The organism is Halorussus salinus, from assembly GCF_004765815.2.
GTDB classification, from domain to species: Archaea; Halobacteriota; Halobacteria; order Halobacteriales; family Haladaptataceae; genus Halorussus; species Halorussus salinus.
Genome location: NZ_ML974128.1, coordinates 528,245 through 542,145, shown reverse-complemented (window position 1 = coordinate 542,145; position 13,901 = coordinate 528,245). Strand labels below are relative to the sequence as shown.

Annotated in this window: 18 protein-coding genes; 9 read left to right on the top strand and 9 right to left on the bottom strand. The window is 66.0% G+C overall.

Annotated elements, in window-relative coordinates:
- The first annotated feature begins 15 nt into the window (after positions 1-15).
- Complete coding sequence (locus EPL00_RS10815; RefSeq protein ID WP_135852697.1) at positions 16-747, top strand: hypothetical protein; 732 nt, start codon at positions 16-18, stop codon at positions 745-747.
- A gap of 4 nt (positions 748-751) precedes the next feature.
- On the opposite strand, the gene EPL00_RS10810 is transcribed toward EPL00_RS10815, so the two are convergent.
- On the bottom strand, positions 752-2,080 hold the full coding sequence (locus EPL00_RS10810) for an arylsulfotransferase family protein (RefSeq protein ID WP_202932600.1): 1,329 nt from the start codon (positions 2,078-2,080) through the stop codon (positions 752-754).
- 70 nt (positions 2,081-2,150) lie between these two features.
- On the opposite strand from EPL00_RS10810, the gene EPL00_RS10805 reads away from it, so the two are divergent.
- The gene (locus EPL00_RS10805) at positions 2,151-2,813 is read left to right on the top strand and encodes a 2,5-diamino-6-(ribosylamino)-4(3H)-pyrimidinone 5'-phosphate reductase (protein ID WP_135852698.1); all 663 of its coding nucleotides are present in this window, start codon (positions 2,151-2,153) and stop codon (positions 2,811-2,813) included.
- Between the two features lie 26 nt (positions 2,814-2,839).
- Here the strand turns inward: EPL00_RS10805 and EPL00_RS10800 are convergent, their stop codons facing one another.
- Complete coding sequence (locus EPL00_RS10800) at positions 2,840-2,995, bottom strand: hypothetical protein (protein WP_162224198.1); 156 nt, start codon at positions 2,993-2,995, stop codon at positions 2,840-2,842.
- A gap of 194 nt (positions 2,996-3,189) precedes the next feature.
- Positions 3,190-3,489, bottom strand: a complete 300-nt coding sequence (locus EPL00_RS10795; RefSeq protein WP_135852699.1) for a DUF7545 family protein — start codon at positions 3,487-3,489, stop codon at positions 3,190-3,192.
- Positions 3,490-3,635: 146 nt separating this feature from the next.
- Here EPL00_RS10795 and EPL00_RS10790 point away from each other — a divergent pair, with 146 nt between their 5' ends.
- Positions 3,636-4,211 (top strand): TetR/AcrR family transcriptional regulator, encoded by a 576-nt coding sequence (locus tag EPL00_RS10790; RefSeq protein ID WP_135852700.1) that lies wholly within the window; start codon positions 3,636-3,638, stop codon positions 4,209-4,211.
- Positions 4,208-5,677: an MATE family efflux transporter gene (locus EPL00_RS10785; RefSeq protein ID WP_135852701.1), complete on the top strand. Its 1,470-nt coding sequence runs from the start codon at positions 4,208-4,210 to the stop codon at positions 5,675-5,677. The genes EPL00_RS10790 and EPL00_RS10785 overlap by 4 nt, the downstream gene beginning before the upstream one ends.
- 24 nt (positions 5,678-5,701) lie before the next feature.
- Here EPL00_RS10785 and trxB read toward each other — a convergent pair whose 3' ends face one another.
- On the bottom strand, positions 5,702-7,018 hold the full coding sequence (trxB, locus tag EPL00_RS10780) for a thioredoxin-disulfide reductase (protein ID WP_135852702.1): 1,317 nt from the start codon (positions 7,016-7,018) through the stop codon (positions 5,702-5,704).
- Positions 7,019-7,186: 168 nt separating this feature from the next.
- Between trxB and EPL00_RS10775 the strand changes: the two genes are divergently transcribed.
- Both EPL00_RS10775 and EPL00_RS10770 read left to right on the top strand, forming a co-directional pair.
- Positions 7,187-7,471 carry a DUF357 domain-containing protein gene (locus EPL00_RS10775; protein ID WP_135852703.1) on the top strand — a complete coding sequence of 95 codons (285 nt, stop codon included), beginning with the start codon at positions 7,187-7,189 and terminating at the stop codon, positions 7,469-7,471.
- A 115-nt stretch (positions 7,472-7,586) separates the two neighbouring features.
- Positions 7,587-8,183 (top strand): COG4315 family predicted lipoprotein, encoded by a 597-nt coding sequence (locus tag EPL00_RS10770; RefSeq protein ID WP_135852704.1) that lies wholly within the window; start codon positions 7,587-7,589, stop codon positions 8,181-8,183.
- Positions 8,184-8,235: 52 nt separating this feature from the next.
- Here EPL00_RS10770 and EPL00_RS10765 read toward each other — a convergent pair whose 3' ends face one another.
- Positions 8,236-8,943, bottom strand: a complete 708-nt coding sequence (locus EPL00_RS10765; RefSeq protein ID WP_135852705.1) for a hypothetical protein — start codon at positions 8,941-8,943, stop codon at positions 8,236-8,238.
- Positions 8,944-9,105: 162 nt separating this feature from the next.
- Here EPL00_RS10765 and EPL00_RS10760 point away from each other — a divergent pair, with 162 nt between their 5' ends.
- The gene (locus EPL00_RS10760) at positions 9,106-9,285 is read left to right on the top strand and encodes a DUF7836 family putative zinc-binding protein (RefSeq protein ID WP_135852706.1); all 180 of its coding nucleotides are present in this window, start codon (positions 9,106-9,108) and stop codon (positions 9,283-9,285) included.
- Here the strand turns inward: EPL00_RS10760 and EPL00_RS10755 are convergent, their stop codons facing one another.
- On the bottom strand, positions 9,286-9,693 hold the full coding sequence (locus EPL00_RS10755; protein WP_135852707.1) for a translation initiation factor IF-2 subunit beta: 408 nt from the start codon (positions 9,691-9,693) through the stop codon (positions 9,286-9,288).
- Between the two features lie 250 nt (positions 9,694-9,943).
- Here EPL00_RS10755 and EPL00_RS10750 point away from each other — a divergent pair, with 250 nt between their 5' ends.
- A complete protein-coding gene (locus EPL00_RS10750; RefSeq protein WP_128475973.1) occupies positions 9,944-10,183 on the top strand; it encodes a UPF0058 family protein in 240 nt (79 codons plus the stop codon).
- A 268-nt stretch (positions 10,184-10,451) separates the two neighbouring features.
- Here EPL00_RS10750 and EPL00_RS10745 read toward each other — a convergent pair whose 3' ends face one another.
- Positions 10,452-10,910: a DUF555 domain-containing protein gene (locus EPL00_RS10745; RefSeq protein ID WP_135852708.1), complete on the bottom strand. Its 459-nt coding sequence runs from the start codon at positions 10,908-10,910 to the stop codon at positions 10,452-10,454.
- An 85-nt stretch (positions 10,911-10,995) separates the two neighbouring features.
- Between EPL00_RS10745 and EPL00_RS10740 the strand changes: the two genes are divergently transcribed.
- A complete protein-coding gene (locus EPL00_RS10740; protein WP_135852709.1) occupies positions 10,996-11,898 on the top strand; it encodes a DNA-3-methyladenine glycosylase family protein in 903 nt (300 codons plus the stop codon).
- Between the two features lie 27 nt (positions 11,899-11,925).
- Here the strand turns inward: EPL00_RS10740 and EPL00_RS10735 are convergent, their stop codons facing one another.
- Positions 11,926-13,095 carry a zinc-dependent alcohol dehydrogenase gene (locus tag EPL00_RS10735; protein WP_135852710.1) on the bottom strand — a complete coding sequence of 390 codons (1,170 nt, stop codon included), beginning with the start codon at positions 13,093-13,095 and terminating at the stop codon, positions 11,926-11,928.
- Complete coding sequence (locus EPL00_RS10730; RefSeq protein WP_162224197.1) at positions 13,092-13,796, bottom strand: SRPBCC family protein; 705 nt, start codon at positions 13,794-13,796, stop codon at positions 13,092-13,094. Before EPL00_RS10730 ends, EPL00_RS10735 begins: the two co-directional genes overlap by 4 nt.
- Positions 13,797-13,901: the final 105 nt, after the last annotated feature.

The window sequence follows — 13,901 nt, the reverse complement described above, 5'->3', positions numbered from 1 at the left end:
TGCGTGCGTGGACGGATGGTCTCTGCACACGACGCCGGAATCGGGTTGGCGATACTCGGCGTCCTCCTGCTGTTGAACCCGATGTACCTCTACCCCGACGGCGGACCCGACCGGGTCACGTTCGAACTCCGAGCGGAGCGAGTCAACGCGTCCGCCCTCGACGATTCGAACCTGATAGCGACCGGCGACTCGGCCGTCGCCGCCTGCACCGGGACCGCACACCGACGGTCGTGTCTGTTCGAGCGGCGGGTCGGAGCGAACGGGACGCTCACCGTCGAGGAGACCCGACTGTATCGGGACGGGGACGGCGAAGTGGCCGTCTCCGCGGACTACCGGTACGTCTACCTCGACGGCGAGTTCTACGAACCGCGGGCGGAGGCGGTCGGCGGGTCGGCGGTCCTCCGTCTGGAGCGAGTGAACCGGACGGTGTTGGTGCGAGCGTTCAGCACCGAATTCGAGGCGGCACCGCCGCTCGTCCGACGCGCCGTCCGGAACGGGTCGGCCGCGAAGACGCTCACCGTCACCGAGCGGACTCCTCGGGAGGCGACGGTGGACCGGATTCGGCTCGCGACGCCCGCACTGGTCCGATACGATGGGGAGTACGTCGCGGTGCGGCAGGTCCGATACGAGCGGCGGCGCTTCGCGCTGGCGAAGTACCTGAGTTACCTCCAGACGGCCGCGTTCTTCGTCGGTCTCGGTCTCGTCGTCTACGCGTTTCAACTCCCGCGAATCGCGACCGAGGAGTAATCGTTCACTCCCGACGAACCGGCCACTGGAACGACAGCGAAACCGAGGAGTGCCGGTACTCCAACCCGGCCCACGCCAGCGCCGACAGGACGAGGAGGACCGCGGCCCCGGCGTCGCTCAGACCCATCCAGACGGGCAGGACGAACGAGATGCTGTTGCTGACCTTCCGGGGCGTGTACCCCGCGACGGAAGTCGTGTTGCCGTCTCTGTCGGTCGAGTCGGTAACACGCGAGTCCAAGTCCGCGGCGACGGCGCTCGGCCCGCCCGCACTCTCGTCGCCGGTGCCGAGGCGTTCGAGTTCGTAGGGCGCGTAGAAGGGGGCCTCCCAGACGACCGCGCCGGTCTCGTCAACCTCCAGCACGCGGTGGGCGTTGGTGTCGGCGACGAGCGTGTTGCCGTTCGGGAGGCGGTCGGCGTCGCGGGGCCACTTCATCTCGTCGTCCGACCAGACCCACGACTGCTCCCACGAGCCGTTCACGCGCTGGTACTCCACGAGGCGGTCGTTGAGCGAGTCGGCGACGATGACCGCCGGACCGCCTTCGGACTCGGGGATGTAGTCGGGGTTGTGCTGTTCGTAGAGGATTTGATGGGCACCGTCGGAGCCGAGCGTCCAGTTCTCCTGCACGCCGGTCCGGCGGTCCACGAAGACCACCGCGTCCTGATTCCGGAGGCTGGTCATGTACCGGCCGTCGGGCAGTCGCTCCACGTCGTTGAGATGCGCCCAGTCGGCCGGGTAGGGACCGCCGCCCGAGATTGGGTAGGCCTGCTTGGTGGACCACTCCCACGTCGTCATCCCGGTCGTCGTGTTGACGACGTACATCTCGTCGGTGTTGATGGCACCCACCAACAGTCGGTTTTCGCCGAGTCGGTCCACGTCGTGCCAGTTGGCTCCTCGGTCGGCGGGGATGACCCGCGAGTAGATGCGCTCGATTTCGCCGGTCGTGAGGTTGAGTCGCTCGACAACCGAGACGGTACACTTGCCGTTGCAGTCGTCGCCGTCGTAGTCGCGCTCGGCGACGTACTCGACGGTCGTCTCGGTCCCCTTCACGGGGTCCACGTCGAAGTAGCCGTGGAACGTGTCGTTGTGATAGAGGACTCGTCCCTCGGGACCGAACGCCACGAGCGCGGCGGACTCGCCTTTCATGCCGTGTCCGGCGACGACGGTGACGTTCCCGGTGGCGGGGAACACCGCGGTCCGCTCGTCGGCCGGGAGGTCGGCCTGTCGCTCGTAGGTCGTCACCGCGGCGTTGGCGGGCGACGAGACGTAACTGTACCCGAGCGTGCTGGCACAGACGAGGACCAAGAGGGCGAAGACGACACGATAGCGGCGCACACCTCGAAGTACACGGTCCGAGACATAAATCGACCGAAAGCGGTTTTCCGACTGACGCGTTAGCGGGGGTATGCGCGTGGTCGTCAACGCCGCGACGAGCGCCGACGGGAAACTCTCGTCGAAGCGCCGCGAACAGATAGCTATCAGCGGTCCCGACGATTTCGACCGGATGGACGCCCTCCGGGCGGAGAGCGACGCGGTGATGGTCGGCGTCGGAACCGTGCTGGCCGACGACCCGCACCTGACCGTCGAGGAGCCCGAGCGACAGGTCGCCCGGCGAGAGCGCGACGCGAGCGCCCACCCGGCCCGCGTCGTCGCCGACTCCCGAGCGCGAACCCCGACCGACGCCCGGATTCTGGACGACGAGGCGACGACGTACCTCCTCGTCTCGGAGGCCGCGCCCGCCGAGCGAATCGAGGAGCTAGAGGCCGCGGGCGCGCGACTCGTCACCGCGGGCGACGAGCGCGTGGACCTGACGAGCGCGCTCGCCTCGCTGGAGCGGGAGGGCGTCGAGCGACTGATGGTCGAGGGCGGCGGCGAACTCCTCTTCTCGCTGTTCGAGGCCGACCTCGCCGACGAACTCCGGCTGTACGTCGGGTCGAAACTCATCGGCGGCCGGGACGCGCCCACGCTGGCCGACGGCGAGGGGTTCGTCGAGGAGTTCCCGGAGTTGGAACTGGAAGACGTAGAGCGCGTAGACGACGGCGTTCTCCTGCGGTACGCCGTCGAGTGAGTGAGAATCGAGCGCGCGAACCGCAGTCAGTCGTCCATCCGGTCGATAGCGAGCGTGTGGCCGGTTCGTTGGCCGTGGTCGATGAGGACCTCCGCGGGTTTCTCGTCGTCGTCGCTCGCTACGACTTTCTCGAACGGGCAGTCCCGACAGTGGACTCGAATCCGAGTTCCTTCCTCGCCCATTTGTGTCGTCCGAAAGGGTATTCGGCGGCCTCGGTGGAGTGATTGTCCCCTGCCATACAACCGGTTTCTTAATGCCCGGTGAAACAAGAGCCGCCTCGATGAGGTGGCCGGACCGGACGACGAGAAGTCACCGTCCGCGTCGGGCTAACCGCTAAACGCGATTGTCTCGAAGAAAGGGGAGTCCGAGCGACGACTCAGTGAGAGTGGCCGGTCATCTCGCCGAACGTCTGGCCGAAGCGCTCCTCGAACAGTTCCATCGTCTTCTCCTCGTTGGCGAGAACGTCGTCGTCGGGCTCCTCGGGCGCGTGGTGGACGAGCGCGTGGGCCTGCTGTGCGAACGACAGCATCGTCAGGTCGCCCAAGACCTCGGTGTCGGTCTCGGAGTCGTCCTCGCGCAGGAGGTCCACGACGCCCGTCGGGAGCGTCAACTCCTCGGAGTCGCCCTCCGGCGATTCGATGGTGTACGTCACCGTCTCGACTTCGTGGTCTGTCATACCCTCCCCTTCCGCGGGCGAACGTAAAGATGTGCGGGTATCGAGACACGACGCCGCGGGCCTCGTCGTTTCGCCCGCGGACTGACCGAGGAGGTGTTTCGATTCAGAACCCTTTTGACTGACTAGTCAGTAAGTTCCGATAGCAAATGGACGCAGAGACAGCCGACCAAATGATGGAGGCGACGTACCGAGCCCTCCGGGAACACGGGTACGCCGACCTGACGATGCAACGCATCGCCGACGAGTCGTCCGTGTCGAAAGCGACCTTCCACTACCACTTCGACACGAAAGAGGAGTTGCTGAACGCCTTCCTCGACCACCTGTTGGAGCAGTTCGAGGGACGACTCGCGTGCGAGGCGAGCGACCCCGAGGAGCGACTGGACACGTTTCTGGACGCGATTTTCGCGCCCGCCGAGGACGCTTCCCCCATCCCGTTGATAGAACTTAAATCGCAGTCGCCGTACCACGAGACGTACCGCGAGCGGTTCGTGGCGATGGACGAGCGACTCCGAGAGGTCGTCGCGGGCGCGGTCCGGGACGGCATCGAGTCGGGGCAGTTCGACGAGGCCGACCCCGACGAGGTGGCCCGGTTCGTCGTCACGGCGATAAACGGCGCGCACGTCCGGGAAGTCGCGCTCGGTGAGTCCCCGAGCGAGACCCGGCGACTGGTCGAGGAGTACCTCGAACGGCGACTCGGACGGCGACCGGAGGTGGCCGCGTGAGCTTCTTCAAAGGGCAGGAAGAACTCGACCTCACCGAGGGCGGCATCCTCAAGCCCCTCGTCTTCCTCTCGCTCCCCATCGTCGTCACGAACCTGATGCAGACGGCGTACAACCTCGCGGACACCTTCTGGCTCGGCCAGTACTCGACCGAGGCGCTGGCGGCCATCAGCTTCGCCTTTCCGATGGTGTTTCTGCTCATCTCGCTCGGGATGGGGCTGTCGGTCGCCGGGAGCGTCCTCGTCGCCCAGCACACCGGGGCCGACGAGACCGAGCAGGCGGAGTACGCCGCGTCCCAGACCGTCTCGTTCGCGTTCATCGCGTCGGTGATTCTCGGCGCGGTCGGCTACCCCTTCGTCCGGCCGTTCCTCGACTTCCTCGGGGCCTCGCCGGAGGTGCTTCCCGGCGCGACCGCGTACATGCAGGTCGTCGCGCTCGGACTCCCGTTCATGTTCGGGTTCTTCGTGTTCATCTCGCTGATGCGGGGCGCGGGTGACACGCTGACGCCGATGTTCGTGATGTTCGGCACGGTCGTCCTCAACGTGGCCCTCGACCCGTTCCTCATCAACGGCTGGAGCCTCGGCCCGATAGCGTTCCCGGAGATGGGCATCGAGGGCGCGGCGGTCGCGACGGTGTTCTCCCGGAGCGTGGCGATGGTCGTCGGCGTCGCCATCATGCTCTCGGGGGACCGCGGCATCCAGATCAATCTCCGGGACATGCGACCCGACTTCCAGTACCTCCGGAAGATTCTCCAAATCGGCATCCCCGCGAGTATCGAGGGGACCGGCCGCGCGCTCTCTATCAACGCGCTTTTGCTCATCGTCGGCCTGTTCCCGACGACCGTCGTCGCCGCCTACGGCATCGGGACGCGCGTCTTCTCGGTCATCTTCCTCCCGGCCATCGCGGTGGCGCGCGGCGTCGAGACGATGACCGGCCAGAACATCGGCGCGGGCAAGTACGACCGCGCGGCGAAGGCGAACTACCTCGCCGCCAAGGGACTGTTCGCCGTCCTCGCGGCCGCGGGGGTCCTCATCTTCCTCGTTCCGAGACCCATCGTCGCGGTGTTCACCGACGACCCCGCGGTGCTGGCCTCCGGCGCGACCTTCCTCCGGTACGTGTCGCTGTCGTTCGGCTTCATCGGCATCATGCGAGCGTTCACGGGCGGGTTCCGCGGCGCGGGCAAGACGATGGTCGCGGCCGCCATCGCCATCACGACGCTGGCGGGGATTCGACTCCCGGTCTCCTACGTCGCCTCGCAGTTCCGCCTCTCGATTCCGTTCGTCCCCACCGAGGCCATCTTCGGCGTCGAGGGCATCTGGGTCGGCTTCTTCGTCTCGAACGTCTTGGGCGCGACCATCGCGTACCTGTGGTTCTCGCGGGACACATGGCGCGAGGGCGACGTGCGGGGCACGCCGGGTCCGGGTCCCGCCAACGCCGACGACGGCGAACCGGCGGTCTCGGACGACTGACCCGAACCGAAAGAAAGAGCCTCCTCAGTCGTCGCTCGCGGCGGCCTCGGTCGCGCCTTCTTCGACTTCGAGTTCGGCGGTTTCGAGGTAGTCGTCCGCGTCGAGCGCCGCCTTACAGCCCATCCCCGCGGCGGTCACGGCCTGCTGGTAGTGGTAGTCCACCACGTCGCCAGCGCCGAAGATGCCGGGGACGCCGGTCTTCGTCTGGCCGCCGCCCTTGCCGCCCTCGGTCTGGATGTACCCAGCCTCGTCCATCTCGACGCCGGTGTCTTCGAGGTAGTCGGTGTTCGGCGTGTGGCCGATAGCGAGGAAGACCGCGCCCACGTCCATCTCGAACTCCTCGGTCTCGGGGTCGTCGAGTTTGTCGGTCGGGTAGCCCTCGGGGTTGCGAACCAACTCGACGTAATCGACGCCCTCCTCGACCGAGCCGTGAATCTCCCGGACTTCCGCGTTCTGGATTATCTCGATGTCGCCCTCCTCGACCTTCTCGTGGGTCCGGTCTATCCAGTAGTCCTCGGCGCGGAACTCCTCGCGCCGGTGGACCAGATACACCTTCGAGGCGAACTTCGTGAGGAAGTTGGCCTCCTCCATCGCCGCGTCGCCGCCGCCCACGACTATCATCTCCTCGTCGCGGAAGAAGGCTCCGTCGCAGGTCGCGCAGGTCGAGACGCCGTAGCCCATCAGGTCGTCCTCGCCGGGGATGCCCAGCGTCCGGGCGCTCGCGCCGGAGGCCGCGATGAACGCGTCGGCGGTGTACACGTCGCCGTTCGAGAGTTCGACGCGGTACGGACGCGACGAATCGTCTACCTCCTCGATGACGCCGTTCTTGACCTCCGCGCCGAACCGCTCGGCCTGCTCTTTCATGTTGTTGATGAGGTCCGGGCCGCTGATGCCCTCGGGGAAGCCGGGGTAGTTCTCCACGTCGGTCGTCAGCGTCAACTGACCGCCGGGTTCGTCGCCCTCCAACACGAGGGGGTCGTTGTTCGACCGCGCGGCGTAGATGGCCGCGGTCAGGCCCGCGATACCGCTCCCGGAGATGACGAGCTTGTGATGTTCGGTCCCGCCGTCGGCCGTGGCGATGCCCAACTTCTCGTCCAACTCGCCCGACTCGTCCAAGGCTTGGGTGTCGTCCCAGCCGCCGATTAACTCGTCGTCGATGAATACCTCAGGAGCGGTCTGGCGACCGTTCGCGCGCTCGACCATCTCGTCGAACAGTTCGTCGTCGCCGGTCACGTTGTACGTCTCGTACTCGACGCCCTTCCCGTCGAAGAGGTCCTTCGCTTTCTCGCAGTACGGACAGTCTTCCTTCGTATAAATCTCGACGTGCGGGTGTTCGCTCATAGTGCAATATTGCTACCGGGAGGGTATTTAGCTTGTGTTGTCTCCTCGATTTTCCGGTTCCTCGGTTGCCAGCGAGTCGGCGGGCGGGCCGATTTGTAGCCGTCGAGAGCCGGGGGATTCGGACAGCCTCTCGAAGCTCTTACCCCGGTACCTTTCTTCGTACCACGTATGCCCGCCGACCTCGAGGAGAAGACCGACCGATACGAGGGCCTGCTCGCGGAGGCCCTCGACGCCGCCGAAATCGCGCCGCCAGAGGAGACCCCGATGGGCGAGGCCGCCGCCGAGTGTCTGGAGATGGCGCGTTCGTACCTCGAAGACGGTCGTCACTTCCGGGAGAACGACGACCTCGTGAACGCGCTCGCCTCCTTTTCCTACGGTCACGCGTGGTTGGACGCGGGTGCGCGCGTGGGCCTGTTCGACGTGCCGCGCGAGGGACACCTCTTCACCGTCTGATTCGGCGAACCCGCGGTCCGACGTGTAACTCTCCGGGCCCGAAACGGTGAATTTGGCCGAAACGTAACGGGAACTTTCGATAACCGATTTGCGGAAGTTCGTGATAGATGCTAGCATGGCACTGACGAGGAGAACGCTCCTGCGAGCGTCCGGACTCGGCCTCGTGGGGTCGAGTATCGGGTTCGCGGGCGCGAGTGAAAATCGACAGGAGACCGAGACCACCGGGCGGGCACAGGAGACGACGACCCAGCAAGAGGAGACCCGGTTCACGTTACAAGTGACGACGCATCCCGAGTACGGCGTCGTCTTGACCGACGGTGAGGGGATGACGCTCTACCGGTTCACGCAGGACGAGGGCGGCGAGAGTACCTGCTACGACCAGTGCGCCGAAGCGTGGCCGCCCCTGACCGTCGAGGAGTCCCCGACCGTTCCCGACGGACTGGTCGGCGATGTCGGGACGACCGAGCGCGAGGACGGGTCGCGACAGGTCACGTACAACGGAATGCCGCTGTACACGTTCGCCGAGGACCAGCGCCCCGACGACGCGAACGGGCAGGGCGTCGGTGACGCGTGGTTCGTCGTGAACCCGGCCTGTCCGGGAGCGGCCGAGACGACGACCGAATCGGGCCGAGAGGAGACGGAGGCGACGACCGAATCCGGACGAGGAGGCACCGAAACGACCACCACCTCCGGGGGCGGCGGCCCGTACTGACTCGTCGGAGTCCCGATTTGGTGGAAAATAGATTACTCGCCCGGAGGCGTCGTCAGTGCGACGACTGGCGACGCTCGGTCTCGCGCTGGCTCCCGTGACCGTGGCGACTCCCGTAGCGGCGGTCGCGCTCGCTGGTCCCGCGCTCGCCGCCGTGGCGGTGTTCGCGCTCGCCGCGAGTCTCGTCGCGGAACTCCGACTCTCTCGGGTCGCCGTGACGGTCGGGACTGCCCCGCTGGCCGGTCATCCGACCCGAGACGCCCTCCTCGTTGTGACTCCCGCGCTGGCTCCCGGTCCGCGAGGAGTCCGCGCCGTGGCCGCCCTGTCGGCGGTCGGCTTTCCCGTAGTGGTCGCTGTCGGGTCGGTTCGACCGCTCGCTACCGTTTCGGTCGCCGCCGTGGGTCCGGTTGCTTCCCCACCGGTTCGCGTGTCCGTGCCCGGTCTCGTCGTGGTTCGGCTGGCGGTCGGACCGCGAGCGACGGTCCTCCTCGTGGGACTCGTGGCCGGTCCGGTGTCCGGTGCGACGCTCGTGGTCGCGGTCGGCGGCGTCCCCGTAGTCGTTCGTGTGTCGTTCGTCCGCGGGGTGGTCGCCGCTCCGGGTCTGCTGGTCTCCTCGTCGCGTCCGGTCGTCGTCTCGTCGCGTCTGGTCGCTTCGGTCCTCGTCCAACTCCGTCCAACTCTGGTGACGAGTTTCTCGGCTCTCGTGTAGTTCGTCCTCGTCCGCCGCGTCGCGCCGTCGCCGTTCCTCGTGTGGATTAGCCATGTTCGAAACCCCCGCGAGGAGGTTGCGCGAGAACGTCCTTAGCCGTACTGGCTGATGGTTCGAAACCGCCAAAACGACCGAAGGCACGACGACGCCAGCGGTTTCAACGAGTTGGCACTCCGCGACAAGTTTTTTCTATCAGCCACGCGCATGGTTCTTTGTATGAACGAAACGTACGTGCGGTTGCTCTGTCCGGAGTGTGGCAAGGACTGGGAAGCGTCGCCGGACGACCTGCCGGACCCCACCGACACGTTCCACTGCCCGAACTGTCACGCCTCGCGGCGGATGTCGGAGTTCACGCGGACCGAACGGGACTTGGAGACGCTCAAGCAGTTCAAGTAGTCAGTCGCTGGTCGCGGAGCGGGCACCGCACGCCTCGCACCGCAACAACAGCGCGCCCTGTTCTCGTTCGAGTTGCGTGTCGGGCAGACCGCACTCCGGACAGACGACGAACTCGTCGGCGTACTCGTCGATGGCCTCGTCGATGCGCCGCTGGCCGAACTCGCCGGTCAGGCGCGCGCGGCCGCTCTCGTCTATGTGCGCGCTGGTCCCTAATTCGTCTTGGAGGAATTTCAGCACGCGCTCCTCGTCGCGGCCGAGTACGTCGAGCGTGTCTTGGAAGTTCTCGTAGACGGTGACGTTGCCCTCTTGACGCACGTCGGCGTCGGGCACGTCGAAGCGGTCGCCGCCCTCCTCGATGTCGGGAGTCTCGTCCATCGCCCGTTCGAGGTGGTCGTCGTAACCTTCCATAGATGGTCCAACGAGTGCAATCCGATAAAAACTTTTCAGACTTGCACCGAATCCGAACGGAACGGGCGTTACGCCCGACCAAGCTTGCATTTCCCCATGAAACGAATACAACTGTGTGCAACAATAGTCCAATACCGTGTTACTGCCTATCACCTGCGATTACGGCGGTATCGAGAGGAGTAATGCGTACTCCGTGTTAACGGGACTCAAGATAATACTATAACCCTGCAACTGTTAGCGTCGTTTGGTTATGAAGAAGCAGGAACTCATCCACCTTCACGGGCTGCTCGCGGAGGTCGGGAACTACTTCGAGGCGGAGAACAGCACGGAAATCGACTTCGACGAATACGAGTCTCTCGGCGTACGACCGACTTCTATTCATAAATCGAAAACCGACCACAAAGCAGCAGTATTCGCGATGGCAAACGCGATCACATCCGAGATGACCGAAGCCGAGGCGGACGAGAAAGTCGCCGCCAAGGCCGACTGAACTGCGGCGCGACGCTTCCTCAGAACCTCGACCCCACACCGTAGCGGCGGCGCTCTCCTGTGAGCGGTAGTGTCTTCCTACGAACGGCAGTTCCCTCCTTCGAACGACGTTTCTCCGACCCTAACTGGACGGATTCGATTCCCGAAAACCGAGAGCAGTCAGGTCACCACTCCCGAATCGTGAGAAGACAGAGCAGTCGTTACCGCGAGGAGACCCGAGTCGGACCCGCCGGTCGCGCCCCGCGACCGGAGACGAACGGCGTCGAACGTTACTCGATGAGGTCCTCGAACTCCGGCAGGACCTCGTCGTCTTCGTCGCGGTCGCTCGTCTCGACCTCGGACTCGTCGTCGCCGTCGTCGGTCTCGGCCTCGGATTCCTCGTCGTCGTCCTCCTCGATGACTTCGACTTCGAGGACGGTCAGCGGGATGTTTTCGAGACGCTGGCCGATCTCCTTCCGGGCGATGCGCGAGGCGTGTTCCTCGCGCTCGACGTTGAACACAGTCATCTCCAGTTCGAGCGCGACCAAACTCTCGTCGGCCGCGATGAACGCCGGTTCGAGTTCCTCCCCGCAGTGGGGGCAGGACCGCTCGCCCATGTTGATCTCGACGTAGTTGAGGTCGGGGTTGAGCAACTCGCCGGTCTTCGAGATGGCGATCCGAACTGCTTCGTCCGGCGTCTCCACGTCGTAGACCGGAACCGCGGCTTCCACGACAACTCTGCAGTTCATGACGCATAGAAGTAGTAGCGCCAACAGTATCAACTTTGGCCCTAAAGCGAAAGGTTTGCCCGTGTCCGGCGCTTGGGGTCCCGCGATGGAGTCGGGTTCGATACCGGTCGAGAAGCTATCGGGCGGCGTAGACGTACAGGCGACCGTCGAGAGCGGCCAGACGTTCTGCTGGCGACGGGAGGACGACCGGATGTACGAGACCGTCGGTCCCAGCGGCGGGTCGGCGTGGTACTCGACGGTCGTCGGGGGCCGCGCCGACCACCCCGAGGTCGTCCGCGTCCGCCAGCGTGACGGGGTGGTCGAGTGGGAGGCGACCACCGACGCCGACTCGCTGGTAATCGAGCGACTCCGGCTCGACGACGACCTCCCGGCCATCTTCGAGGAGATACCCGACGACGACCTCCTCGATTCGGCCATCGACGCCTACCGAGGGCTTCGCATCGTGGACGACCCGTTTTTCCCCTGCCTGATTTCGTTTATCTGCTCGGCCCAGATGCGCGTCGAGCGCATCCACGAGATGCAGACCGCCCTCGCCCGCGAGTTCGGCGACGAAGTAGTCTTCGACGGCGAGACCTACCACGCCTACCCGACGCCCGACCGCCTCGCGCGAGCGACCGAGGAGGAACTCCGCGAGTTAGGCTTAGGTTATCGCGCGCCCTACGTCCAGCGTTCCGCGGAGTTGGTCTCCTCGGGCGAGGCGACGGCTGACGACGTTCGGGGACTCGACTACCGTGAGGCCCGCGACGAGATACAAGCGTTCGTCGGCGTCGGCGACAAGGTGGCGGACTGCGTGCTTCTCTTTTCGCTGGGCTATCTCGAAGCGGTCCCGCTCGACACGTGGATTCAGACCGCCATCGGCGAGTACTACCCCCACTGCGAGCGGGGGTCGTACGCCGCCACCTCGGACGCGATTCGGTCGGAGTTCGGCGGCGAGTACGCCGGGTACGCCCAGACGTACGTGTTCCACTACCTGCGGAATCGGGAGTGAGTTTTCGAGAAGAGAGAAAAGAGCGTTTCAGGGCCGGAAAACGGCTCTGACACAGCCGTCTTCCTTCTCTTTGAACATCTCGTAGCCGCGAGGTGACTCTTCGAGCGAGAACTCGTGAGTCGCCAGATACGAGGGGTCCATCCGGCCCTCCGCGACGTGGTCGAGGAGTTCGGGGACGTACCGCTGGCCGTGCTGTTGGGCGGTGCGGATGGTCAGCCCCTTGTTCATCGCGACGCCGAGCGGGAACTTGTCCATCACGCCGTAGACGCCCAGAATCGAGAGCGTACCGCCCTTCCGACAGGCGACCATCGCCTGCCGGAGCGCCTCGCCGCGGTCGGTGTGGAGTCGCATTCGCTGTTTGGCCTCGTCGTAGGCGTGCATCGGGCCGGTGCCGTGGGCCTCCATCCCCACCGCGTCGATGCAGGCGTCCGGGCCGCGCCCGCCGGTCATCGCCTTAAGTTCGTCCACGACGCTGTCTACTTCGGTGTAGTCGATGGTCTCGGACCCCGCCTCGTTTCTGGCCATCCGGAGTCGCTCCGGGAACCGGTCGATGCCGACGACGCGCTCGGCACCCATCAGCGCGGCACTCTGTTGGGCCATCAGCCCCACGCCGCCGCATCCCCAGACCGCCACCGTGTCGCCCTCCTCGATGTCACAGAAGTCCGCGCCCATGTAGCCGGTGGGCCACGCGTCGGAGGCGAACAGCGCCTGCTCGTCGCTCAGTTCGTCGGGCACCGCGAAGCAGTTGGCGTCGGCGTGGGGCACCCGGACGTACTCGGCGTGCGAGCCAGCGTACCCGCCGAACGCGTGGGTGTAGCCGTAGATGCCCGCGGTCGGGTAGCCCAGAATCGGCTCCTGTAGCTCCGGGTTCGGGTTGGTGTTGTCACACAGCGACCAGAGGTCATCCACGCAGTAGCCGCAGTTGCCACACCCGACGAACGACGGGACGACCACGCGGTCGCCCTCCTCGACCGACTCGACCTTGCGGCCGACCTCCCGGACCTCGCCCATGAACTCGTGGCCGATAACGTCGCCCTCCCGCATCGTCGGGAGGTAGCCGTCGATGAAGTGGAGGTCCGACCCGCAGGTCGTCGTCAGGCCGACCTCCAGCACCACGTCGCGCGGGTTGACGAGTTCGGGGTCGGGCACGTCTTCGACCCGCAGGTCCTCGACGCCCTCCCAACAGAGCGCCCTCACACCCAATCACCCCGGCCGCGGGCCGACGGGTTGCGTTCGAGCGTCGGAATCTCGCCGGTCTCCGCGAGGCTCTTGAACCGGTAGAGCGCCTTGCTCGCCAGCGTCTCGGGCACGACGCCGAGCAGGTCCAGCGCCTTCGCGCCCGCCGACCCGCCCGGCGGGTCGACGAGCAGTTCGAGCGTCACCTCGGTCCCGCGGTCGGCCGGTGCGGGGCGGAAGCGCACCGACGCCTCGTGCGGGACCAGCGCGCCCGCTTCGGACCGCCAGCGCAGGACCTCGCCGGGCCGGTCTTCCAGTATCTCGGTCTCCCACCCCACCGTCAGGCCGAGCGGCGCGGCCAGCGTCCAGCGGTGACGCTCGTCGCCCGCGGCGGCGACCTCCGCGACCTCCCCCGCGATTCGCGTCAGTCGCTCCGGGTCGCGCCAGAACTCGTACAGGTCGTCGGCGGGCGCGCCCACGGTGACGGCGCGTCGGATTGTGATGCGCTCGGGCGCGCTCTCCTCGTCGTCCGACCGGGAGCCTCTCGATTCCCGGTTCAATCGCCGGTACACTAGCCACCCCGCGACGAGTGCGAGCGCGCCCCCGACCAGCGTCGCGGCCCCCGTTCGCGCGTTCGCTCCGCCGGTCTCGCTTCCGGTCGCGTCGTCGGTCTCTCTCCCGGTCCTGTTCCCGGTCCGTCTTTCGGTCGTGTACTGTCTCACGTCGTCTCCCCCACAATCTCCTCGGTAGAACCCCCGTTGTATCTTGTGACCGATTCGCGTCCATCCAAATCGCCTTCCGTCAGCGCGACGAACGACCGACCGGCC